This is a genomic window from Microbacterium lemovicicum (assembly GCF_003991875.1).
In the GTDB taxonomy this organism is placed as follows: Bacteria; Actinomycetota; Actinomycetes; order Actinomycetales; family Microbacteriaceae; genus Microbacterium; species Microbacterium lemovicicum.
Genome location: NZ_CP031423.1, coordinates 2175130 through 2198486 on the forward strand (window position 1 = coordinate 2175130; position 23357 = coordinate 2198486).

Here is a 23357-nt window from a genome sequence, read left to right on the forward strand (position 1 = left end):
CGCGGCGAGACGTAGGGGAATCCCCCGCGTCTCGCCGTTGCGGTGCGGTCTCGCCGAGAGAGGAGCGTGGGAACCCGGGTTCAGCGCAGCACGAGCCGCGGTTCGACCAGCACGTGCGCGCCACCCGGCACCGCGGGGCGGGGGCTGATCGACGTGCCCGACGGCCCCATCAGCAGCTCGAGCGCGCCGATCGCCACCTGCTCCGGCAGCTGCTCGACGCTGGACAGCCCGAGCGCCTCCGCCGCCGGGGTGTTGTCGAACCCGAAGATCGGAAGCTCCGGGCGGCCGGCGGCGACGGCGGCCATGTGCGCGCCGATCGCGAGCGAGTCGCTCGCGCACACCACCGCGTCGAGGTGCTCCGTCAGCGCCTGCTCCACGACGGCCCGGGCGCCGGGCACGCTCTCCTCCGTCACCAGCCGCGGACCGCCGCCGCCGGCCTCCCGCCAGCCGCGCTCGCGGTCGTCGCCCGTGCCGGATCCCTGCGGCCAGCCGAGGAACGCCACCCGCGGCCCCGCCGTCTGCAGGGCACGCTCGGTCGCGGCGCGTGTGCCCGCCGCCCCGTCGACGTCGACCCACAGGTGCGCGGGGGCCGACACATCGTCCGCGCCCCACGGCCGCCCGAACGACACGAACGGGATCCCCCGCTCCACGAGCCAGCCGGTCCGAGGATCGCCGTGGAACGTGCCCGTCACCACCACGGCGTCGACCTCGCCCGCCTCGGTGAGGTCGGCCAGCCGCGCGAGCTCCTCCTCGGGCGTGCGGGCGGCGTAGACCAGCATCCGCATGCCGCGCTCGCTGCTGCGCTCCGTGAGCGCGTGCACGAACCGGTCGAGCACGACGCCCGAGACGCCGCCTGCGTAGGGATCCAGATGGATGCCGATGGTCGAGCTGCGTCGCGTGCGCAGCCGGCGCGCGGCGGCGTTCTGGCGGTAGCCCAGCTGCGCGATGGCCTGGGTCACGCGCTCCCGGGTGGCCGGTCGCACGACGTCCGGTGCGTTCAGGACGTTCGAGACCGTCTGCCGGGACACGCCGGCCACGAGGGCCACGTCTTCCACGGTCGGGGTGCGGTCCACGGCTCCCCCTTCGTCGCGGTCGATGTGCTCAGCATCCTATCCAGCCACCGGCAACGGGTTGACAACCTGAGAATCCTCGATCTACCGTCTATCCACGCGCCGAGTTTGAACGATCAAATATTCGGCGTGGTCCACCCTGCACCACCCTCACGGCTACTCGAAGGAGAGAGACATGACACGCAGCGGAATCCGGCGGCTCATCGCCGTCGGCGCCCTCACCGCCACCGGCGCGCTGATTCTGGCGGGATGCGGCTCGGGATCGGGCTTCAGCGACCCCGGGGCCTCCGAAGGCTCGGGCGACCTCACGTCGTCCGATGACGGGCTGAAGATCCTGATCGGCTCCTCCGGCGACGCCGAGACCGATGCCGTCAACGCCGCCGTCGCCGCCTGGTCGGAGGAGTCCGGCGTGGAGGCGACGGTGTCCACCGCCAGCGACCTGCCGCAGGAGCTCTCGCAGGGCTTCGCCGCCGGCTCCCCGCCGGACCTGTTCTACCTCGCGCCCGAGGCGCTGGCCGGCTACGCCGAGAACGGCTCGGTCAAGGCCTACGGCGATCTCCTGGGCAACAAGGACGACTTCTACCCGTCGCTGGTGAAGAACTTCACCTACGACGACCAGTTCTACTGCGCGCCCAAGGACTTCTCGACCCTCCAGCTCGTCATCAACAAGGGGATCTGGGATGCCGCGGGTCTGACCGACGCCGACATCCCCACGACGTGGGACGACCTCGCCTCCGTGGCCCAGACACTGACCGCCGACGGGCGCGTCGGCCTCGCCTTCGGCGCCGAGTACCAGCGCGTCGGCGCGTTCATGGCCCAGGCGGGCGGCGGCCTCGTGAGCGACGACGGCACGGAGGCCGTCGCCAACAGCTCCGAGAACGTCGAGGCGCTCGATTACGTGAAGACCAACCTGGCGCAGGGCGACTTCGCCTTCGCATCCGACGTGGGCGCCGGCTGGGGCGGTGAAGCCTTCGGCAAGGGCCTCGCGGCCATGACGATCGAGGGCAACTGGATCACCGGCGCGATGTCGTCGGACTACCCCGACGTCGACTACGTCGTCGCCGAGCTCCCCGCCGGCCCGAGCGGCCAGGGCACACTCCAGTTCACCAACTGCTGGGGAATGGCCGCCGACAGCCCCAACCAGAAGGCCGCCCTCGACCTCGTGGAGTACCTGACGAGCTCCGAGCAGGTGCTGTCGTTCTCCCAGGCGTTCGGCCCGATGCCTCCCGTCCAGTCGGCCGCCGAGGAGTGGAAGAGCGAGAACCCGACCCTCGCCGCGTTCCTCACCGCCGCCGACTACGCCAAGAGCGTGCCGACGAACGACGGCATCGCGTCGGTCATCACCGACTTCAACTCGCAGCTGGAGTCGCTGAAGACCGGAGACCCGCAGAAGCTCCTCGACACCGCGCAGTCCAACGTCGAAGCCGTCGTCGGCTGAGGCTGACGCGATGACTGCGACCGTGTCCGCGCCGCGTCGCGCCGGGCGCCCCTCCGGGGGCGTCCGGCGCGGCGAGGCCGTCGCCGGCTGGGCGTTCACCGCGCCCGTGCTCGTGATCCTCGGGATCTTCCTGCTCGTGCCGGTGCTCATGGCGCTCTGGGTGAGCTTCTCCGACTGGTCGGGCCGTGGGAGCCCCTTCTCCGGCAACGTGAACTTCGTCGGCCTCGACAACTACGCCGCGATCACCGCCGAGGGCGGCCTGCCCACCCGTGACTTCGGCACCGCGCTGCGCAACAACGCGTGGTACGTGCTGCTCGTGGTGCCCTTGCAGACCGCGCTGTCGCTGTTCCTCGCCGTCCTCGTCAACCGCGCGGTGCTGCGCGGCCGCGGGCTGTTCCGCACCGCCTTCTACTTCCCCTCCGTGACCAGCAGCGTGGCCATCACGGTGCTGTGGCTGTTCCTCTTCTCCGCCTCCGGTGCGGTGAACCAGATCCTCGGAGCCGTCGGCATCGCCGGGCCGAATTGGTTCAACGACCCCAGCGGCGTCGTCCACAACGCCCTCGGCGCGGTCGGCGTCACCGACGGGCCTGCCGCCCTCACCGGGAGCGGCTTCCTCGGCCTCACCTGGTGGGACTGGCTGTCCGGCCCCTCGGTCGCCATGTCGGCCTTCATCCTCATGGCCGTCTTCACCACCAGCGGCACGTTCATGCTGCTCTTCATCGCCGCGCTGCAGAATCTCGGCGGCGACGTCGACGAGGCGGCCATGATGGACGGGGCCAACGCCTGGCAGCGCTTCTGGCGGGTCACCCTGCCCCAGCTGCGTCCGACGCTGTTCACCGTGCTCACGCTCGGCCTGATCGGCTGCTGGCAGGTGTTCGACCAGATCTACACCGGCACCCAGGGCGGGCCCGGCAAGACCACGCTCACGCCCGCGTACCTGTCCTACTCGGCGGCCTTCCTCGACCAGGACTGGGGCCAGGGCGCGGCCATCGCGTTCATCCTGTTCGCGATCATCGTGATCCTCACGATCTTCCAGCGGTGGGTGCTGCGCGACCGCCCGGTCTCGAAGCGCCGGGCGCGCCAGTACGAGCTCCCGCAGAAGAAGAAGGAGGTGGCACGATGACCGGCACCTCGTTCGCCAAGGCCGAGATCGCCGCGGCGGTGTCGCGGAAGTGGGAGAAGCCGACCCGCCAGCGCTGGCACACCCGCACGCTGACCTGGCAGATCCTGCTGTACGCGCTGCTGGTCGTGCTCGCGCTCATCTACATCTCCCCCTTCCTGGTGCAGATCTCGACGTCGCTCAAGCCCGACGCCGAGGCCGCGACCGACGCGATCTCGCTGATCCCGCAGACCTGGACGGTGGCGGCCTACGAGCGCCTCTTCCTGCGGAGCGACTTCCCGATCTGGTTCGCCAACTCCGCGATCGTGACGCTGTTCGTCACGCTCGGGCGGGTGTTCTTCGCGTCCCTCGCCGGCTACGCGCTCGCGCGGCTGCACTTCCGTGGGCGCGGCGTCGTCTTCGCCGCCGTCGTGGCGGTCATGGCCGTCCCCACCGTGGTCCTGCTCATCCCGAAGTTCCTCGTGATCAACCAGCTCGGCATGTACGACTCGTACGCGGGCATGATCCTGCCGCTGCTGGTGGACGCCGCCGGCGTGTTCATCATGAAGAACTTCTTCGAGTCGGTTCCCGTGTCGGTCGAGGAGCAGGCCCGCATCGACGGGGCGGGCACCTTCCGCCTGTTCTGGTCGGTCGTGCTGCCGATGGCGCGGCCGGCGCTCATCACGATCGTGATCCTGTCGTTCCAGGGATCGTGGAACGAGCTGTCGCACTTCATCATCTCGACCCAGTCCCCCGAGCTGACGACGCTGACCAAGGGCGTCGCACGACTCGCCTCGGGTCAGCTCAGCCAGGGCACGCAGTATCCGCTGAAGCTCGCCGCCGCACTCATCATGACCATCCCGGTGGCGGTGCTGTTCTTCATCTTCCAGCGGCGCATCATGAACGCCAGCGAAGGAGCCGTCAAGGAATGACCGTCCCCCTGCAGCCCCTGCTGAACGCGGCGGTCGTCGCGCTCCGCGCCCCCACCCAGGTGTGGTCGGGCGCGGAGGGCGACCTCGGCGCGGGCGGCATCCACGGGGTCTACCACGGCGACGTCCGCCACGTGCAGGCGCTCACGCTCACCTGCGCCGACTCCGCGGTGGAATGGATCTCCCACGCCGTCGACGGCCCCTCCCGCGTGCTGTTCGGCGGGCTCCTGCGCGGGCTGGACGACCGCTGGCCCGACCCCAAGGTGCGTCTGCGCCGCGAACGGCTCGTCGCGGCGGGGCGCGTCGAGGAGAGCTGGACCATCTCCTCGCATCTCCCCGAGCCCGTGAGCACGTCGCTCGCACTGCGCATCCGGCCCGACTTCGCGTCGCTGCACGAGGTGAAGGCCGGCCTGCCGGTGGCGCGTCCGCTGCACATCGAGACGACGGATGCTGCGGCATCCGCCGTCTCCGACGTCCAGCGCCTGACGCTGCACGCACCGGGGGCCGAGGTGACGAGGGACGGCGACGAGCTCGTCGCGACCTGGGCGGTCCGCGTCGAGCCCCGGTCGGAGACCACGGTGCGGTTCAGCCTCTCGATGGACGACGACGCACTGGTGGTTCGTGCCCCGGCCCGCGCGGCGCCGTGGGATGCCGCGGACGTCGCGGGCACGGCATCCGATCCTCGTCTCTCCCGCTGGCTGGAGGCGGCGCTCGGCGACCTGGACGCCCTGCGCCTCGTGCTGCCCGACCACCCGGACGACGACTTCTTCGCCGCGGGCGCACCGTGGTTCCTCACCCTGTTCGGCCGCGACTCGCTGTGGGCGGCGCGGCTCATGATCCCCGTCGACGCGGGGATCGCGGCATCCACTCTGCGGGTGCTCGCCCGGCTGCAGGGTGCGGTGGACGATCCGGCGACGGCCCAGGAGCCGGGGAAGATCCTCCACGAGCTCCGCGCGACGAGCCTCGAGATCCCGGGCGAGGGCGTGGTGCTGCCGCCGCAGTACTACGGGAGCGTCGACTCCACCCCGCTGTGGGTCTGCCTGCTGGCCGACGCCTGGCGTGCGGGCATGCCCGAGGTCGAGGTGCGCGCGCTGCTGCCCGCTCTCGTCGGTGCGCTGCGGTGGATCCTCGAGGAGGGCGACACCGATGGCGACGGCTTCCTGGACTACATCGACCGCACCGGGCGCGGGCTCGCCAATCAGGGGTGGAAGGACTCGGGCGACTCGATCCAGTGGCGTGACGGCGCGCTGGCGGAGGGTCCGATCGCACTGTGCGAGGTGCAGGCCTACGCGTACGAGGCCGTGCTCGCCGGAGCCGACCTGCTCGAGGCGCTGGCACCGGACGCGGAGCTCGACCCGACGCATCTGAGGGCGTGGGCTGCGACGCTGCGCGCGCGCTTCGCCGAGGCGTTCTGGGTGGAGACGCCCGAGGGTCGCTACCCCGCCATCGCGCTGGACCGGCACAAGCGGCCCGTCGACAGCCTCACGAGCAACATCGGGCACCTGCTCGGGACGGGGATCCTCGACCCGGCGGACCAGTCGCACATCGCGACGCTGCTGCGGGGACCGTCGATGGCGAGCGGCTACGGCATCCGCACGATGTCCACGGGCGCGGCGGGCTACTGGCCGCTGTCGTACCACGGGGGCAGCGTCTGGATGCACGACACCGCCATCGCGGTGCACGGCATGCTGCGCGCCGGATTGACGGATGCTGCGGCCTCGGTCGTCGGCGGGATGCTCGACGCGGCCGAGGGGTTCGGCTTCCGCGTGCCGGAGCTGCACTCCGGCGATCCCGCGACCGGGACCCCCGCGCCGACGCCGTATCCGGCGGCGTGTCGTCCGCAGGCCTGGTCGGCGGCGGCCGCGGTCACCGCCCTGCAGGCGCTCCGGGCGGATCCCGCGTCCTGACCTCCTGCGCGCGCACCCCTCCGGCCCCGGAGGCGCGGGCTCAGTCGACCGGCAGGACGGCGCCGCCGGTGAGACGCACCAGCTCGTCGAACGTCAGCGGGAACACCGTGTGCGGCGTGCCGCCCGCCGCCCAGATCTCAGGGTGGGCGGCGAGCGTCTCGTCGACCACGGTGGTGAGCGGCGCGGGGTGACCGGTCGGCGCGACGCCGCCGATGGCCTGGCCGGTCGCCGCGCGCACCTGATCGACGGTCGCGCGGGCGATCCGGCTCCGTCCGAGCCGGGTGGCCAGAGCGGCCGCGTCGACCCGGTGCGCGCCGCTGGTCATGACGAGCAGCGGCTCGCCGTCGCTCCAGAAGACGAGGCTGTTCGCGATCGCCCCGACCTCGACGCCGAGCGCGGCGGCGGCGAGTGCGGCGGTCGACGCGGCGTCGGGCAGCACGACGATCTCGCCGGGGATGCCGGCGGAGCGCAGGGCATCGTGCACCAGGCGGCTGCGGGACGGAAGATGTGCGGTCACCGCTCCACCCTACGAGCGACGACCGGCGCCCCGCTGTCGCGTGCCGGGGCGCGCCCGTCGCGTGCGGTGTGCGCCCCCGGCGGGGGCGTCCGATCCCCGCCACGACCGCGGTACCGCGCGACACGGGCACGACCTCGAGAACGAGGGTCCCGCGAGGATGACCTCAGCGGAACACTCGCCGCACCCGCGCCAGCCATGGAGGAACACATGACCGAGCCCACCGCTGAGAAGACCCTCAGTCGTCGCACCCTGGTGAAGGGCGCCGCCTGGGCGGCCCCCGCCATCGCCCTGGCCGTCGCAGCTCCCGCCGCCAGCGCGTCGACCGTCGACGTCGGTCCCTTCACCCTGCGCGGCAATTGCGGCACTCTCGGGCTCATCGGCCCCGGCTTCCTGCTCCAGGCCGGCACCGCGCCGCTGCCGGTCGGCACCACGGTCCTCATCAGCGGCAGCGGAGTCGCGAACATCGGCGTGTTCTCGGTGAGCGGCGGCACCGCGACCGTCAGCGTCCTCAGCGGCACGTCGCGGCAGATCACGCTGACCTCGGAAGTGCCGGCCGGAGCGACGATCGCCTTCCGCACGACGCTCTCGATCAGCGTCGCATTCCAGCTGAACGGCGTCGCCACCCTGCCGAGCGGCTATGTGGGCACGGGCGCGAAGACCGCCGCCAACGTCAGCTCGACGCTGATCCTCTGCAGCGCGAACTGATCGCACCGGTCGGACGCTTCGGACGCTTCGGCCGCCTGGACGCTGCACAGCCTGCCACCCGCGACGACGCATCGCGGGCGGCAGGCTGAGCACAATGCACCCCCGCCGCACGGGCGGTTGATCGCACCCTGCGCCGGTGGTCTCATGGAGTCGGACGCCGCACATCCGCGGCGTCGCCCCCGCAGCGCCCACAAGGCCGGCCGAAGGAACACGCGATGACGCACACCCTGCCCCTGCCCGATCTCACCCACGAGCGCGTGGAGGTGGTGACCGGGCGCAGGAGCGGCCTCGTCGTCACCGTCGCGCTCCACTCCTCCGTGCTCGGCTCCGCCCTCGGCGGAGCGCGTCTGTGGACCTACCCGCACTGGAGCGATGCGCTCGGCGACGCGCTCCGGCTGTCGGCGGCGATGACCCTCAAGAACGCCGCCGCCGGGCTCGACGCCGGCGGTGGGAAGTCGGTCATCGGCCTGCCTGAGGGCACGGTCCTCGACGCGGAGCGCCGCCGCGCGGCCTTCCTCGACCTCGGCGACGTCGTGGAGTCCCTCGGCGGGCTCTACCGCACCGCGGAGGACGTCGGCTCGACGACCGAGGACATGCTCGTCGTCAGCGAGCGCACCGACCACGTCGTCGGACTCCCCGAGGCCGGCGGCGGCTCCGGGGAGCCGGCAGGACCCACCAGCCTCGGCGTCCACGCCTCGCTGCGGGCCACCCTCGAGCGCATCACCGGCACCGCGTCGGTGGAGGGGCGCCGCATCACCGTGTCAGGGCTCGGGCAGGTCGGCAGCCGCCTCGCGGTCCGTCTCGCCGCCGAGGGCGCCGTGCTCACCGTCACCGACGTCAACCCCGGCAAGCGCGACCTCGCCGCCGACCTCGGGGCGACGTGGGCGCCGGCAGGCGAGGAGCACCTCGTGCCCGCCGACGTCTTCGTCCCGGCCGGCATCGGCGGGCTGCTGACCGACGAGGTCATCGACGCCCTCGACGCGCGCGCCGTCTGCGGTCCCGCGAACAACCCGCTCGCCTCGCACGCCGGCGCCGACCGGCTGGCCGCGCGCGGCATCCTGTACGCCCCCGACTTCGTCGTGAACGCGGGCGGCGTGATCTACCTCGACCTCGAGGCGAAGAAGCTCGGATCGCGCTCGGAGATCATGCAGCGCGTCGAGGGCATCGGCGACACGATCCGCCGTGTGTTCGACGAGGCCGAGCGCCGCGGTGTCACCCCGCTGGCCGCCGCCGAAGGCCTCGCCGCCGAGCGCCTGACCGGTCGGACCGTCCCCGCGCTGGTCTGAGCTGCGCCGCCGGGGGCCGTACGCCCCCGGCGGTGACGCACGGGCCGGCGTGCGCACCGGCGATGCACACGAGACTCCCTCCCAGGAACGGTGACACTCGGTCGCACGGATGGCAGGATGAACACATCCGTGCTCGCGCGTCGAAGGAGACCGCATGTTCACCAGCCCGTTCCCCGATGTCGAGATCCCCGATCTGAGCATCTACGAGTTCCTGCTCGGCTCACTCCACGACGACGAGCTCGAGCGCATCGCGCTGATCGATCCGGCGACCGGCGCGGAGACGACGTACGGCGCACTGCGCGCCCAGGTGGACGCCTTCGCCGGCGCCCTCGCCGCCCGAGGCGTCGGCACGTCCACCGTGCTGGGACTCCTCTGCCCGAACGTCCCCGCCTTCGCGACGGTGTTCCACGGTGCGCTGCGCGCCGGCGCCACCGTTACCACCATCAATTCGCTGTACACGGCCGGCGAGGTCGAGAAGCAGCTGAGGGATGCCGGAGCCACCTGGCTCGTGACCGTCACCCCTCTGCTCGCCGGCGCGCAGGCCGCCGCAGAGGCGGTCGGCATCCCGCCGGAGCGGCTCATCGTGATGGACGGACCGGGATCGGCCGAGGAGCCCGGCAACCCGAACCTGCGCGAGCTGCTCGCCGAGCGGTCTCCCGCCCCCGACGTGAGCTTCGACCCGGCCACCCACATCGCCGTCCTCCCCTACTCGAGCGGCACGACCGGCAACCCCAAGGGGGTCATGCTGAGTCACCGCAACCTGGTCGCCAACGTGCAGCAGTGCCGCACGAACATCGACCTCACGGCGAGCGACCGCGTCCTCGCGGTGCTGCCGTTCTTCCACATCTACGGCATGACGGTGCTCCTCAACCTGGCGCTGCGCCAGCGCGCCACCCTCGTCACCATGCCGCGGTTCGATCTGAAGGACTTCCTCACCCACATCCAGACGCACGAGTGCACGTACCTGTTCATCGCACCGCCCATCGCGGTCGCCCTGGCGAAGCATCCGATCGTCGACAGCTTCGACATCTCGAGCGTCCGCACGATCTTCTCCGGCGCCGCTCCGCTCGACGGCGAGACCGCGAAGGCCGCCGGCGACCGCCTCCACGCGGTGGTGAAGCAGGGCTACGGCATGAGCGAGCTGAGCCCCGTCTCCCACGCCAACCCCTACACGCGCGACGACATCCCCGTGAGCTCCGTGGGCGTCCTGCTGCCGAACGAGGAGTGCAAGCTCGTCGACACCGAGACCGGCGAGGAGATCACCGAGATCGGGCCCGATGGGCAGACCGCTCCCGGCGAGATCTGGGTCAAGGGTCCGAACGTCATGATCGGCTACCTCAACCGTCCTGACGCGACCGCCGAGACGCTCGACGCCGACGGGTTCCTCCACACCGGCGATGTCGGGGTCTACCATCGCGACGGCTACTTCTCGATCGTCGACCGCGTGAAGGAGCTCATCAAGTACCACGGCTACCAGATCGCGCCCGCGGAGCTGGAAGCTCTGCTGCTGTCCCACCCGAAGGTCATGGATGCCGCGGTCATCGGCGTGAACGACGAGGACAAGCAGGAGATCCCCAAGGCGTTCGTCGTCGCCGCTCCCGACTCGGGCCTGACGGAGGACGAGGTCATGGCGTTCGTCGCCGAGAACGTCGCGCCGCACAAGAAGGTGCGGCGCGTGGAGTTCATCGACGCGATCCCGAAGTCGACGGCCGGCAAGATCCTCCGCAAGGACCTCCGGGCGCGGGAGACCGCCGCGGCATGACCCGCGGGCCTGGACACCAGGCGGCCGGATCACCGTGCGGCTCGTCGACACCCGGCGCCACGCCGGCGGGCGATGCCGTCAGTCCGAGTGCGCCGGCGTCTGCGCAGCCCGGCGAGAACGCACGGCCGCGTCGATGACGGCCGCGACGACGACCGCGGCGACGTAGACGACGAGGTCGCGTGCGTCGAAGCCGGTGCCCAGCACGAGGGCGATCGGCCGGAACCACGCCGCCAGCGCCGACGGCACGGCGGTGAGCTGCAGCAGCTCGACGCCCACGCACCACGCCGCCGCCAGTCCGGCGACCGGCAGCGTCGCCGCACGGGGCGCGATGAGCACCCCCGCGGCGAAGGCCGCCACGGCGTAGAGGGCGTCACCCGTGATGTCGGTGACGGCGCCGTCGGGACCGAGCCCGTGCACCGTGAGACCCGCCGCGATCACCGCGGCCAGCGCGAGGGCGGCCGCGCTGCGGCGGCGCGCCGCGGGCGCACGGGGACCCGGGGGAAGTGCGCGCGTCATCCCGTCATTCTGCCCGGGAACGACGAAGGCCCCCGCTCGGCGGGGGCCTTTCCGGTGGACCTGAGGGGATTCGAACCCCTGACCTCTTCATTGCGAACGAAGCGCGCTACCAACTGCGCCACAGGCCCGGACAACCCGTCTACGTTATCACGACGGTCGGCCGACGCTGAGCGTCGGCGCGGGTCAGGCGCCGACGGCGCGGCGCTCGAGGAGGCGGCGCACGTGCTCCTCGATGGAGGCGTCGTCGTGGGCGGCCAGCGGGCGGTCGGACGAGACGGATGCCGCGGCCCGAGCCGTGCGCGCCGTGTCGATCGAGGGCGGGCGCTGGGCCTCCGCGCGGTCGCGCAGCGTCTGCTCGCGGGCGGCCTGACGCAGCTCTTCGCGAGCGGCCGCGGCGTCGAGGACGGCGGCTGCGCGGGAACCGGCCGAGGCGGTGAGCGGGCGCGGCAGCTCACGCGGCGCCCACTGGCGGGCGGGCTCTCCGAGGGCGACGTCCTGCAGATCGGCGACCGGCGCGGACGAGACGGGCACCGGCACGACGCGCTGCGCGGACGCGGCCACCGTGGCCAGGCGACGCAGTGTCATGACCGAGGCGACAACCAGCGCGAGACCGGCCCACGCCAGCATCGAGGCTCCCGTCGCGGCGATCTGCCACACGCCGGCCGCGAGGAGGGCGATGCCGGCCAGCGCGCTGAGCGACGCCACCTGCCGCACGCGCCGGCGCGCCGACGCACGGCGCAGTTCGGCGCCCGCGCGGCGTGCGGCGGTCGCCGCGGCGCGGTCGGAGCGGCGGACGGCCGCTGCGGCCTGGCGGGCCTCCCGCTTGGCGGCCTTCGCCTCGACACGCGCGGTCTCCTGGGCGAGCACGCGCTCCTCGCGGGCGCGGTCGAGGTCGGTGCGCGCCTCCTCGAGGGCGGCCTGCTCACGCTCGGCGAGAGCGCGCTTGGCGAGCTTCTGCTGGGCCAGCGCGGTGCGCGCGGTCAGCTCGACACGGACGACCTCGGGCGTCTCGCTCGTCTCGGCGAGCACGCGCAGCGCCTGGTTGAGGCGGACGGCGTTGCGCTCGGCCGCGTCGTAGCGACGACGCTCAGCCCAGGTCGGCAGCAGATAGACCATCCACAGGAGCACGGCCACGAGGACGATCACTCCCCCACCCAGCACCGGTCCGCCCATGGGCTCCACGGTAGGCGACGACCCGCGTCCGGCCGGGGAACCGGGGGCGTGTGTCGCCGCCGGATCGTGGTAGCGGGAGCGGCTCAAAGAGCCGCGAGCGCGGGCACGACCTCGTCGACGAGGCGCGTGGTCCACCCGAGCGGGTCGGGCGGACGCACTCCGAGAACGACCATGGTCACGCCGAGGTCGGCCAGGCGCGACATCTGGCCGGTGAACGAGGGGGCGAACGGGTCGGATGCGCCGGCGATGACCGTCTTCTCGATCGCGTCGTAATCGGTGCCCAGGCGGTCGCAGTGGCCGCGGAGCACGTCCAGCAGGTGGGCGACCTCGTCGGGATCGGACGTGGTCAGGTTGACGATCTGCGCGTACTGGGCGGCCAGTCGCAGCGTCTTCCGCTCGCCCTTGCCGCCGATCATGATCGGCGGGTGCGGAGCCGAGACCGGCTTCGGCTGCCCGAGGGTCTCGGCGAGCCGGTAGTGCGCGCCCTCGAACGGCCCGTCGTCGTCGCTCCACATCTGGCGGGCGATCTGCAGGGTCTCCTCGAGCCGCTCGAAGCGCTCCGAGATGGCGGGATACGGCACGCCCAGGCCGTGGTGCTCCCGCTCGTACCAGGCGGCCCCGATTCCCAGCATCGACCGGCCGCCGCTGAGCACGTCCAGCGTGGTCGCCGTCTTCACGAGCAGGCCGGGGTGGCGATAGGTGACACCGACGACGAGCGGGCCGAGACGCATGCGGCTCGTCTGGGCGGCGACGAACCCGAGGGTCGTGTACGCCTCGAGCATGGGCTCGGATGCCGGGGCCATGGCCTCCATCTGGAACCAGTGGTCCATGACGGTGAACTGGTCGAAGCCGCCGGCCTCGGCGACGCGGGCCGTCTCGGCGATGACGGTCGGGAGGGCGGCGGGAGCGCCGGGCACGGAGTAGTTCCAGAAGTGGAGGCCTGTCTGCATGAGGTCAGGCTAAGCCCGCCGAGGACCCTCCCGGGTCGGGAGCCGACGAGCGCGTGTCAGGCGTGCAGGCGGTCCGCGGGAGGGATCGCCGCAGCATCCTGAGGCGCCCGGCCCTGCGTCCAGCGCTCCAGCACCCCCTCCGGCACCTCCTCGCGCACGAGCGCGAAGGCGTAGTGGTCGCGCCAGTCGCCGTCGATGTGGATGTAGCGCCGGCGGAGTCCCTCGTAGCGGAAGCCGAGCTTCTGCACCACGCGCAGACTCGCGGCGTTCTCCGGCCGGATGCAGATCTCCATGCGGTGCAGCCTCAGCTCGCGGAAGGAGATGTCGGTGGCCATCGCGACGGCGGTCGGGGTGATGGAGCGGCCGGCGAAGCGGCGGCTCACCCAGTACCCGATGGTCGCCGAGGCGAGAGAACCGCGCGCGATGCCCCAGACGTTCAACTGCCCGGCGACCTCGCCGTCGTATTCCATTACGAACGGCACGCCCGAGCCGTCGCGGTACTGCTGCAGCAGGCGACGCACGCCGAGCCGCATGTCGAACGACACCGGGCCGTCGGGGCTCGTCGCCTCCCACGGCCGCAGCCACTCCCGGTTGCTCAGGAGCTCGTGCTGCAGCGGCTTGGCGTCGCGCTGGCGTACCAGACGGATGCCGATCGGCCCGTGCCGCTGTGGAGCGCTGATGTCCATTGGCACCCCCTCATCGAGCGGCGCGACCCGGAAGGGTCACAGTGTCGCCGCGAACTCCTTGAACCAGGGGCGCAGCACGGGGCCGAGATCGTCGCGGTCCGCGGCCAGCTGCACGATGGCCTTGATGTAGTCCAGCTTATCGCCGGTGTCGTAGCGGCGCCCGCGGAAGACGACGCCGTAGACCCCGGGGCCGTCGGGGTCGGCCGCGAGCTCCTGCAGCGCGTCGGTCAGCTGGATCTCGCCGCCCTTGCCGGGCTGGGTGCGCTCGAGGATGTCGAACACGCTCGGCGCGAAGACGTAGCGTCCGATCACGGCGTAGTTGGACGGCGCGTCGGCCGCGTTCGGCTTCTCGACGAGGCCGGTGATCTTCACCGTGCCCTCGTCGCCCGTCTCCTCGATCGCCGCGGCGCCGTAGAGATGGATGCTCTCGGGGTCGACCTCCATGAGCGCGACGACCGCGGCACCGGTGCGGTCGTGGAGCTCGAGCATCGTCTCCAGCAGCGGGTCGCGCTCGTCGATCAGGTCGTCGCCGAGGAGAACGGCGAACGGCGAGTCGCCGACGTGGGCCTTCGCGCGGAAGACGGCGTGGCCGAGGCCCTTGGGCTCGCCCTGGCGGACGAAGTGGATGTCGGCGAGGTCGCTCGAGTGCTGCACCTTGGCGAGCTTGTCGTGGTCGCCCTTGCGGGCGAGGGACTCCTCGAGCTCGGGCACGGAGTCGAAGTGGTTCGACAGGTTGTTCTTGTTGCGCCCGATGATGATGAGGATGTCGTCGATCCCGGCGTGGGTCGCCTCCTCCACCACGTACTGGATGGCCGGCTTGTCGACGACCGGCAGCATCTCCTTGGGCATCGCCTTGGTCGCGGGCAGGAAGCGCGTGCCGAGACCGGCTGCGGGGATGACTGCTTTGAAGGGCTTGTGCGGCATGAGGAGAACATTACCGACCCGCCACCCCCCATCCTGATCCGTGACGCGCCGTCCCCCGCCTCACTTGGGCGATCCGGCGCCATCGCTGACCGTAGAATCGGTGGCATGTCCGATGACATAGGGCACCAGAAGCGGGCGCTGCGCGCCGAGCTGCGCGAACGCCGGCAGCTGCTGTCCGAGACGGCGCGGGATGCTGCGGCCGCCGGCATACGCGTCCAGCTCGACGCCCTTCTCGAGCACACGGGCGCCCGAGCCGTCTCCTGCTACCTCTCCGCGACGACCGAGCCCGGCACGCGGGAGTTCGTCGAGCATGCGGTGGGCCGCGGCATCCGCGTCCTCCTGCCGGTGACGCGCTCCGACGGACTCCTGGACTGGACGGTCGCCTCGGCGGACGGCGACATCGCCGAGGGGCTCTTCGGACTCCCCGAGCCGGTGGGCGAGCTGCTGGGCCCCATCGCCGTGAACGACGTCGACCTCCTCATCATCCCCGCCGCCGCCGTTGACACCCACGGCATGCGCCTCGGGTGGGGCCGGGGCTACTTCGACAAGACCATCGGCTCGATGGAGGGCTGCCCGCCCGTCTACGCGGTCATCTACGACTCCGAGCTGATCGACGAGGTGCCCCGGGAGATCCACGATCAGCCCGTCAGCGGCGTCGTCACCCCGACCCGCACCGTTCCCCTCGCGCCGCGCCGGCGCTGACCCACCGAGAGAGCACATGCCCACCTACGCCTATGCCTGCACGCAGTGCGACCACCGTTTCGACGCGGTGCAGTCCTTCGCCGACCCGACCCTGACGGAGTGCCCCGTCTGCGGCGGCAAGCTCCGCAAGGAGTACGGCTCGATCGGCGTCACCTTCAACGGATCGGGGTTCTATCGCACCGACTCGCGCGCCGGCGCCAAGGGCTCCGACGGCGGCTCGTCGAGCGGGACCTCGTCGTCCTCGTCCACCTCGTCGAGTGGCGACGGCGGATCATCCACGCCATCATCGAAGTCTGAGACGAAGCCCTCCGCGGCCCCGTCCACCACCTGACCGGCTCTCGCCGACCAATTGAGGAGTGCGCGCATGATCAAGGGCTTCAAGGAGTTCATCCTCCGCGGGAACGTCATCGACCTGGCCGTCGCCGTGGTCATCGGCGCCGCTTTCACGGCCATCATCGGCGCCCTGGTCGAGGGCCTGATCACGCCGCTGATCGGTGTCATCTTCCAGCTCGGCGACCTGTCCGGCTGGGTCTGGACCGTGCCGACGCTCTCGGGCAGCACAGCCACGTTCACGATCGGCAACATCGTGACGGCGATCATCAACTTCGTCGCCGTCGCCGCGATCGTCTACTTCGTCTTCGTCTTCCCGATGAACCACTGGAAGGAGCGCCAGGCCGCTCGTGCCGGCGTCGCGGCGCAGGAGACGCCTCCCGCTCCCACCGAGACCGAGCTGCTGGTGCAGATCCGCGATCTGCTCGAGGCTCAGAACGGCGGCGCGGGACGCGTCCCGCCCACCCTCTGACCCTTTGACCGCTCAGTAGTGCGGGGGCTTGTCCCGTCGCAGCTGCTCGTCGTTCGGACCGCTCCGGCGCCGGCCCCCGCGGGGGTCGGCGCCGTTCGCGTCGGTCGCGGTCGTGTCGTCGTCGACCACGTCGCCCGGCACCGGCTCGGCCGAGGTCCCGGGTGCGGGCGTCAGCCGCGCGCGCCGCGAGCCGGCGATCCTCTCGACACGCTGGCGGTCAGTCGCCGACATCGAGCGGCTGGGTGTCCGTGTCGGCGGTGGCGACGCGGGAGTCCACGCCCAGCATCGCGGCGATGCGGACGGCGACGGCCGCCGGGTCGCGGTACAGGTCGAAGGCGTGCACGCGCACGTAGTGCCACCCGAGCCGGCGCAGGATCGACGGCCGCAGGCGGAGCGACTCCCGCAGCGAGTCGCCGAGGGTCTCCGGGTCGCTCTCCACGACGACCGCCTTGCCGCCGTGCTGGGCGACGAGCGGCAGCAGTCCGCGGTAGTGGACGTCGACGGAGATGCCGAGCCTGCGCAGCTCCCGCGCGAGGGCGAGGGTGAGCGGGTCGGCGAGGTCTTCGAGGCGGGCCTCCCGACCGCGCGCGGCGATGCTGCCGAGGATGCCCATGAGGGTCGCGGCGCCGTACTCCAGCCGGCCGTCGTCGAAGGCGGACGGGCGGATGGACGACACGATCACCATCGACCGGCGCGCCCGCGTCATGCCCACCGTGAGCAGGCGCTCCCCGTCGGGAGTCGACAGGTCGCCGAAGTCGCTCAGCACGCGGCCGTGCTTGGTCAGGCCGAAGCCCAGGGAGAAGATGACCCGGTCGCGGCTCTCGGCCACCGACTCCTCGAGGCTGAGCACGGCGAAGGGCTCGGCGGTGTCGCGCGAGACGAAGTCGGCCACGTCGGCCCGGCCCGCGAAGGCGGTGGCGACGGCGGCGCGCACGCGCTCGGCGTGGCGCGGGCTCGCGGTGACGACCATGAGGGATTCCGCCCCGCGGTTCACCGCGTGCTCCACCACCAGGGTCACGACCCGCTGCACCTCGGCGTCGGGGCTCTCGACCGCACCGGTGAGCGGGTCGGGGGTGCCGGTGCCGCCTTCGACGTAGTCGACGCCGAGGCTTCCGCGGCCGAGGTACGACCCGGCCCACGGGAGCGACACGATCTCGCCGCCGTAGAAGGCGTCATTGACGAGCTCGGCGAGGTCCTCGCCGCCCGCCCGGTAGCTGCGCGTGAGGGTCGCCACGGGCAGGAGGTCGGCGAGGCGCTCGAACACCGATACGCCGTCGAACGGCGCGTCGGGATCGTCCTCCGCGGTCGGGATGCTGGAGGCGACGCGGAACGGCGTCGGCTTCTGCGTGACCGGATCGCCGAAGAGCACGACCTGCTCGGCGCGGCGGAGGGCGGGCGCGGCCTCCGCGAGGCAGATGGCCGCAGCATCCGCGATCACCACCACGTCGAACGCGTGCGCCTCGGGGATCGCGGGGACGTCGTACGGAGAGGCCAGCCAGACCGGGGCCAGCGTGCGCAGGAGCGCCGGAGCCGCAGCGAGCACGGCCCCGGGCTCGGCTGCGCCGTTCTTCAGCTCGCGGCGGAGCGCGACCGCCTCATCGGGGTGGTCGACGATGCCGATGCGCCACTGCGTCGCGAGGGCGGAGGCCAGGAGAGGACCGGATGCCGCGGCGTGCGCCTCGTCGACGAGGCGGAAGTCGCGCTCGAGGCGGTCGACGACCGCGGTGTTGGCTCCGAGCAGGGCGCGGTCGGTGCGCAGGAGGTGCTCGAGCGCCGACTGCCACCACGCGAATTCCAGCTCGTCGCGGACACGGCTCTCGGGCACGTGGCGCACCGAGAGCTCGAGCAGCAGCGGCTCGAGTCCGAGCGCGGCGAGCTTGGTGCGGAGGGTCGCGCGCTCGACGAGGTTGTCGAAGAAGTCCGACTCGGCGGCGAGTGCGCCGAGAGTGCGCACGAGCGTCTTGACGGGGAGGTCGATGAGACGCTCGGTGACCTTGCGGCCGAGGATGCCGTCGAGCTCCGCGAGATCGGCGTCGACGCGCTGCCAGGCGACGTGGACGTCGGCGAGTCCCACGGGGACCTCGGGGATGACGCCGGCGTCGACGTAGCGCTGCCATTCGGTGCGCTGCTGCTGCACGCGCAGGAGCGCCTCGTGCATGTCGGGGACGTGCACGCCCGGACGGATGTACTCGCGGGACAGGCGCTTGAGCCGGCGCCGGTTCGCGCCGCTCAGCTCGGGCGCCTCACGTCGGGGACCGTGGGCCTGGATGAGCTCGCCCAGCGGGCGCTCGAACACGGTCGGGCTGAAGCGATCGAGCGAGTCGCGGATGCCGCGCAGCACCTGAAGGTAGGCGCCGAGCTCGGTGAGGGTGCGGAACGGGCGCATCCGCGTCTGCGCGATGAGCTCGTAGCCGCGCTCGAGCAGGCCGGGGACGTCCTGCCGGTGCAGCTTCGCCGCCAGGGCGTGGGCGGCACGGGCCGACTCGGTCGTGGCGAACGAGACGCCGTACCACGGTGAGTCGTCGGGGCCGAAGCGGAATTCGCCGAGGCGCGCGGCCGAGGCCAGCATCGACGCCGCCGCCGCCCTGTTGGGGGCGAGACGCTCGAGCGTGAGCGCGTCGAACCGCGCCGCCGTGGAGGGCGCGGGGTCGACGGCGGCCAGCGTGGTGAGTGCTCGCAGGATCTCGAGCGTGGAGACGCCCAGCCCGTCATGGCGGCGGGTGACGGCGCTGCGATAGTCGCGCAGCACGCCCCGCAGACGCACGAGCGCGTCGTCGATGTCGGCGACGCGCGGCTGCTCCGCCTTCTCGTTGCGGCCGATCGCGCGGATCAGGTCGCGCTGCAGGTGACGCGGCGAGACGGCGAGACCGCCGAGCCCGATGCCGGCGAGGCGATGCCGCACGCCTTCGAGAGTGGAGCGGCGGGCACTGACGACGAGCACGCTCTTGCCGTCGCGCACGAGGGCGCCGACGGCGTTGATGACGGTCTGGGTGCCGCCGGTGCCGGGCAGCGTGTGCACGACCATCGACTGGCCGGCGGCGATGCGGGCGAGCACCGCCTCCTGCTCCGCGTCGGCGTCCAACAGCAGTGTGTCGGCGGCCGGAGGGCGCTCGTCGGGGTTGGGCGGGGTCGTCACGGGACGACGGGCCGTGAACGTCTCGCGGTCGGTGACGTGACCGGCGAGCGCGTTGAGCGTCGGGTGGTCGAGGTTCACCGCGTCGCGCTCCATGCCCGAGCCGATGTCGGCGAAGGTGGAGACGACGAGGCGCGGGATGACGCTGAAGCTCTCGATCGACGAGGTCAGCGAGCGGAGCAGGTCGATGACGGGCTGGGGCTTGAAGAGCCCGCCGTCGTACGCGGCCGCCGAGAGCGCCGGGCCGTCGACGGTGATGCCGAAGTGCGTGCGCAGCGCCCGCACCAGCTCGGGGTTGACGGTGAAGGTGCCGTGCAGCTTCACCTCGAAGTCGGTGTGGTGCCGGCGGATCGCGAGGGGCCGCAGCAGCACCGGAGCCGTGAACGACGTCTCGCCGATGCGCCACGAGGCCAGTCCGACGGCGAGGCGTACCGGCTCGATGCCGCGCGCGGTGCGCAGCTCGACGTTCTTGGTCGTGATGCGTTCGGCCGCCAGGCGGGCGTTGCGCAGCGCGACCTCGTCGCGGAAGAGTCCGGACAGGAGGGTGGAGCGCCCGGTGATGAACTGCGGGAGGCTGCCGGGATGCGCCTTGGTGATCTCGATGCCGGCGTCGGCGGCGGCGGAGAAGTGCAGCAGCGTCGAACGACCACCCAGGGCGGCGGCCTGCGTGCGCAAGCGGTCGCGCTCGGAGTCGGCGGCGTGGACGACGGTCACCCCCGGCTCGGACAGGCCGAGATGATCCGGGGTCACGGATGCGCCGGCCGCGACGTCTTCTTCGCCGGCCGCGATGCTGTCCTCTCCTCGCCACACATCGGCCACCCTACGTGCGCAGGCGCGACCGTCCCTTGCATGAGGGGCGAGTTTCGCGGTATTGCACGGGATCAGAGCACGTGAGGAGCCCGGTTCGTGAGGGTGATGTTACTCGTGTGACGAATGGGGCGGATGTCCTCTCAGCGGTGCTTCGGGGACCGGATCAGTCGTCGATGCGACGGGATGCTGCTTCCTCCCCTTCACCCGCGAGGGCACCGTCTCCACGGATCGGACGAGCACGACGGGCGAGTCGGCCGAGGGCGGTCAGGATGTGTTCATGAGCGACTTCGCGTACCGCGTGACCCCCTCGCCGGTGGGCGACATCCTTCTCGTCGTCGGCGAGGAGGGCCTGGTCAGCCTCCATCCGTTCGACGGCCCCGTCGACCACGAGCTCCAGCGGCTCTCGGAATCCCTTCCCGGGCCGCTCGCGCCCGACGACACCGCCGGCCAGGATGCGGTGGACCAGCTCGCCGAGTACTTCGCGGGCGACCGCACGTCCTTCGGCCTCGACCTCGACTGGCGGCTCGTGCAGGGCTTCACCCGGGAGGCTCTGCAGGCGGTGTGCCGCATCCCCTACGGCGAGACCGCCGGCTACGGCGAGGTCGCGGTGGAGGCGGGCGCTCCTCGCGCCGCGCGCGCAGTGGGCACGGCGTGCGCGCGCACCCCCTTCTCGATCGTCGTCCCGGTGCACCGCGTCGTGCGCGCGGACGGCAGCATCGGCGAGTACGGCGGCCACCCCGAGGTGAAGCGCTTCCTGCTCGAGCTGGAGCGCGACGCCGGCGTGTAGGCCGCCGGCGCATCGCACACGTGCGCCCCCGCGGGATCCGCGGGGGCGCACGTCATCCGGAGCCGACGACCTAGTGGTCGGTGGCCTTCTCCGCACCGAAGCCGGTGAGAGAGCGGACGTCCATCTCGGCCGCCGTGCGCGGATCCTCCGGCCGACGCGACAGGAGCGAGCCGAGCCAGCCGAGCAGGAAGCCCACGGGGATCGAGACGATGCCCGGGTTGTTCAGCGGCCAGATCGCCGTGCCGGTGTTCTTGAACACGCTGGTCTCGGTGCCCCAGAAGACCGGCGACAGCACGATGAGGATGATGGCCGCGGCCAGTCCCCCGTACATGCTCCAGACGGCGCCCTGCGTGTTGAACCGCCGCCAGAACAGCGAGTACAGGATCGTCGGCAGGTTCGCCGAGGCGGCGACCGCGAAGGCCAGCGCGACCAGGAACGCCACGTTCTGCCCCTGCACGCCGATGCCGCCGAGGATGGCGAGCACGCCGATCACGAGCACCGTGCGGCGGGCGACCTTGACCTCGCCGTCGGGCGGCACGTTCCCCTTCTTCACGACGTTGGCATAGATGTCGTGGGCGAACGACGCCGCCGCGGTGATCGTGAGTCCGGCCACCACCGCGAGGATCGTGGCGAAGGCCACGGCCGAGATGAACCCGAGCAGGAGCGGGCCGCCGAGCGCCAGCGCCAGCAGCGGCGCTGCGGAGTTCACACCGCCCGGGGCCGCCTTGATGGCCTCCGGCCCGACGAGGGAACCGGCGCCGTAGCCCAGCACCAGCGTGAACAGGTAGAAGACCCCGATCAGCCAGATCGCCCACACGACCGACCGACGCGCCTCCTTGGCCGTGGGCACCGTGTAGAAGCGCATGAGCACGTGCGGCAGACCAGCCGTACCGAGAACGAGGGCGATCGCGAGCGAGATGAAGTCCCACGGGTTCTTGCCGTACTGCAGGCCCGGTCCGAGGATGGCGTCCTTCTGCTCGGTGATCGAGGCGGCCACCGCGCTCTCCAGCAGCGTGTTCAGGCTGAAGCCGTTGATCGCCAGCACCCAGATGGTCATCACCAGCGCACCGCCGATGAGCAGGAACGCCTTGACGATCTGCACCCAGGTCGTGCCCTTCATGCCGCCCACCAGCACGTAGACGATCATGAGCACGCCCACGACGGCCACGACCAGCGACTGACCGAGCGTCTCCTTGATGCCCAGGAGCAGCGAGACGAGCCCGCCCGCTCCGGCCATCTGCGCGAGCAGGTAGAAGAAGCAGACGGCGAGCGTCGTGATCGCCGCGGCCATGCGCACCGGACCCTGCTTGAGCCGGAACGACAGCACGTCGGCCATCGTGAACTTGCCCGTGTTGCGCATCAGCTCCGCCACGAGCAGCAGTGCCACCAGCCAGGCCACGAGGAACCCGATCGAGTAGAGGAACCCGTCGTAGCCGTTGATGGCGATGGCGCCGGTGATACCCAGGAAGGATGCCGCGGACAGATAGTCGCCCGAGATCGCGAACCCGTTCTGGGGCCCTGTGAAGGAGCGTCCTGCCGCGTAGTAGTCCGCGGCCGTCTTGTTGTTGCGGCTGGCGCGGATGACGATGAAGAGCGTCACGGCCACGAAGGCGGCGAAGATCGAGATGTTCAGGACCGGGTTGTTCTCCACAGTCTGGACGGCGGCGTGCACGGCGCCGAAGACGTCGTTCATGCGGACGCCTCCTGCTTCTCCAGGTCGGTGCGGATCGCCTCGGCCTTCGGGTCGAGATTGCGGTTGGCGTACCAGACATAGGCCATCGTGATGGCGAATGTGGTCACGAATTGCCCGAGGCCGAAGATCAGCCCGACGGTGATGTCACCCCAGACGCGCTGCGACATGAATTCGACCGCGAACGAGCTGAGCAGGACGTAGGCGAAATACCAGACGAGGAAGGCGATGGCGAGCGGAAAGACGAAGCTGCGCTGCGAGCGCTTCAGCTCCGTGAATTCCCTCGACTTCTCGACGGCGATGTAATCGATACCGTGCGGTGACGCACCGGCATTCGTCGCGGGATCTGACATGGGGCCTCCTTGCCACATGATTCCGACGCAGCATCGCGCCGATGGGTCGCGCACGCCGCTTCCGGCGAGCCCGGTGATATCGTCGACGCTACGAAAGGCGGCGCGGTGGCCGTCACCC

The 23357-nt window shown here is 71.6% G+C and carries 22 protein-coding genes and 1 tRNA gene; 11 read left to right on the top strand and 12 right to left on the bottom strand.

The annotated features are described in order from the left end of the window. Positions 1–80: 80 nt before the first annotated feature. A complete protein-coding gene (locus CVS47_RS10215; protein WP_127095979.1) occupies positions 81–1073 on the bottom strand; it encodes a LacI family DNA-binding transcriptional regulator in 993 nt (330 codons plus the stop codon). 172 nt (positions 1074–1245) lie between these two features. Between CVS47_RS10215 and CVS47_RS10220 the strand changes: the two genes are divergently transcribed. The 4 genes from CVS47_RS10220 to CVS47_RS10235 are packed head-to-tail and all read left to right on the top strand — an operon-like array spanning position 1246 to position 6443. Then, positions 1246–2508: a sugar ABC transporter substrate-binding protein gene (locus tag CVS47_RS10220; protein ID WP_127095980.1), complete on the top strand. Its 1263-nt coding sequence runs from the start codon at positions 1246–1248 to the stop codon at positions 2506–2508. A gap of 10 nt (positions 2509–2518) precedes the next feature. Continuing rightward, positions 2519–3631, top strand: coding sequence for a carbohydrate ABC transporter permease (locus CVS47_RS10225; RefSeq protein ID WP_127095981.1), 1113 nt, complete (start codon positions 2519–2521; stop codon positions 3629–3631). Next, positions 3628–4539: a carbohydrate ABC transporter permease gene (locus CVS47_RS10230; RefSeq protein WP_127095982.1), complete on the top strand. Its 912-nt coding sequence runs from the start codon at positions 3628–3630 to the stop codon at positions 4537–4539. The genes CVS47_RS10225 and CVS47_RS10230 overlap by 4 nt, the downstream gene beginning before the upstream one ends. Continuing rightward, positions 4536–6443, top strand: coding sequence for a glycogen debranching N-terminal domain-containing protein (locus CVS47_RS10235; protein ID WP_127095983.1), 1908 nt, complete (start codon positions 4536–4538; stop codon positions 6441–6443). The genes CVS47_RS10230 and CVS47_RS10235 overlap by 4 nt, the downstream gene beginning before the upstream one ends. A 40-nt stretch (positions 6444–6483) precedes the next feature. On the opposite strand, the gene CVS47_RS10240 is transcribed toward CVS47_RS10235, so the two are convergent. Next, positions 6484–6960, bottom strand: a complete 477-nt coding sequence (locus CVS47_RS10240) for a YbaK/EbsC family protein (protein ID WP_127095984.1) — start codon at positions 6958–6960, stop codon at positions 6484–6486. A 207-nt stretch (positions 6961–7167) separates the two neighbouring features. Between CVS47_RS10240 and CVS47_RS10245 the strand changes: the two genes are divergently transcribed. From CVS47_RS10245 to CVS47_RS10255, 3 genes are all read left to right on the top strand, one after another. Beyond that, positions 7168–7665 (top strand): hypothetical protein, encoded by a 498-nt coding sequence (locus CVS47_RS10245; protein ID WP_164734630.1) that lies wholly within the window; start codon positions 7168–7170, stop codon positions 7663–7665. A 215-nt stretch (positions 7666–7880) separates the two neighbouring features. Beyond that, complete coding sequence (locus tag CVS47_RS10250; protein WP_127095985.1) at positions 7881–8951, top strand: Glu/Leu/Phe/Val dehydrogenase family protein; 1071 nt, start codon at positions 7881–7883, stop codon at positions 8949–8951. A gap of 154 nt (positions 8952–9105) precedes the next feature. Continuing rightward, positions 9106–10713: an AMP-binding protein gene (locus CVS47_RS10255; RefSeq protein WP_127095986.1), complete on the top strand. Its 1608-nt coding sequence runs from the start codon at positions 9106–9108 to the stop codon at positions 10711–10713. Positions 10714–10791: 78 nt separating this feature from the next. Here CVS47_RS10255 and CVS47_RS10260 read toward each other — a convergent pair whose 3' ends face one another. From CVS47_RS10260 to galU, 6 genes are all read right to left on the bottom strand, one after another. Beyond that, on the bottom strand, positions 10792–11229 hold the full coding sequence (locus CVS47_RS10260; RefSeq protein ID WP_127095987.1) for a DUF2809 domain-containing protein: 438 nt from the start codon (positions 11227–11229) through the stop codon (positions 10792–10794). 55 nt (positions 11230–11284) lie between these two features. Beyond that, positions 11285–11357: transfer RNA gene (locus CVS47_RS10265), tRNA-Ala, on the bottom strand. Positions 11358–11412: 55 nt separating this feature from the next. Next, on the bottom strand, positions 11413–12402 hold the full coding sequence (locus CVS47_RS10270; protein ID WP_127095988.1) for a large exoprotein: 990 nt from the start codon (positions 12400–12402) through the stop codon (positions 11413–11415). Positions 12403–12485: 83 nt separating this feature from the next. Then, a complete protein-coding gene (locus CVS47_RS10275; protein WP_127095989.1) occupies positions 12486–13352 on the bottom strand; it encodes an LLM class F420-dependent oxidoreductase in 867 nt (288 codons plus the stop codon). 56 nt (positions 13353–13408) lie between these two features. After that, on the bottom strand, positions 13409–14038 hold the full coding sequence (locus CVS47_RS10280) for a GNAT family N-acetyltransferase (protein ID WP_127095990.1): 630 nt from the start codon (positions 14036–14038) through the stop codon (positions 13409–13411). A gap of 36 nt (positions 14039–14074) precedes the next feature. After that, on the bottom strand, positions 14075–14962 hold the full coding sequence (gene galU, locus CVS47_RS10285; protein ID WP_127095991.1) for a UTP--glucose-1-phosphate uridylyltransferase GalU: 888 nt from the start codon (positions 14960–14962) through the stop codon (positions 14075–14077). A 105-nt stretch (positions 14963–15067) separates the two neighbouring features. On the opposite strand from galU, the gene CVS47_RS10290 reads away from it, so the two are divergent. From CVS47_RS10290 to mscL, 3 genes are read left to right on the top strand one after another with little or no spacing between them, the layout of a single operon-like run. Further along, positions 15068–15664 carry a 5-formyltetrahydrofolate cyclo-ligase gene (locus CVS47_RS10290; RefSeq protein ID WP_127095992.1) on the top strand — a complete coding sequence of 199 codons (597 nt, stop codon included), beginning with the start codon at positions 15068–15070 and terminating at the stop codon, positions 15662–15664. A 16-nt stretch (positions 15665–15680) separates the two neighbouring features. Then, on the top strand, positions 15681–15995 hold the full coding sequence (locus tag CVS47_RS10295) for an FmdB family zinc ribbon protein (protein ID WP_127095993.1): 315 nt from the start codon (positions 15681–15683) through the stop codon (positions 15993–15995). A gap of 33 nt (positions 15996–16028) precedes the next feature. Then, positions 16029–16466, top strand: a complete 438-nt coding sequence (gene mscL / locus CVS47_RS10300; protein WP_127095994.1) for a large conductance mechanosensitive channel protein MscL — start codon at positions 16029–16031, stop codon at positions 16464–16466. 12 nt (positions 16467–16478) lie between these two features. Here mscL and CVS47_RS10305 read toward each other — a convergent pair whose 3' ends face one another. Then, positions 16479–16697, bottom strand: coding sequence for a hypothetical protein (locus CVS47_RS10305; protein WP_127095995.1), 219 nt, complete (start codon positions 16695–16697; stop codon positions 16479–16481). Beyond that, positions 16684–20418: an AAA family ATPase gene (locus CVS47_RS10310; protein WP_241240111.1), complete on the bottom strand. Its 3735-nt coding sequence runs from the start codon at positions 20416–20418 to the stop codon at positions 16684–16686. The genes CVS47_RS10305 and CVS47_RS10310 overlap by 14 nt, the downstream gene beginning before the upstream one ends. A gap of 268 nt (positions 20419–20686) precedes the next feature. Here CVS47_RS10310 and CVS47_RS10315 point away from each other — a divergent pair, with 268 nt between their 5' ends. After that, positions 20687–21196 (top strand): methylated-DNA--[protein]-cysteine S-methyltransferase, encoded by a 510-nt coding sequence (locus tag CVS47_RS10315; protein ID WP_127095996.1) that lies wholly within the window; start codon positions 20687–20689, stop codon positions 21194–21196. A 70-nt stretch (positions 21197–21266) separates the two neighbouring features. Here CVS47_RS10315 and CVS47_RS10320 read toward each other — a convergent pair whose 3' ends face one another. Further along, positions 21267–22889: a solute symporter family protein gene (locus tag CVS47_RS10320; RefSeq protein ID WP_127095997.1), complete on the bottom strand. Its 1623-nt coding sequence runs from the start codon at positions 22887–22889 to the stop codon at positions 21267–21269. Next, a complete protein-coding gene (locus CVS47_RS10325) occupies positions 22886–23239 on the bottom strand; it encodes a DUF485 domain-containing protein (protein ID WP_127095998.1) in 354 nt (117 codons plus the stop codon). Before CVS47_RS10325 ends, CVS47_RS10320 begins: the two co-directional genes overlap by 4 nt. Between the last annotated feature and the right edge of the window lie 118 nt (positions 23240–23357).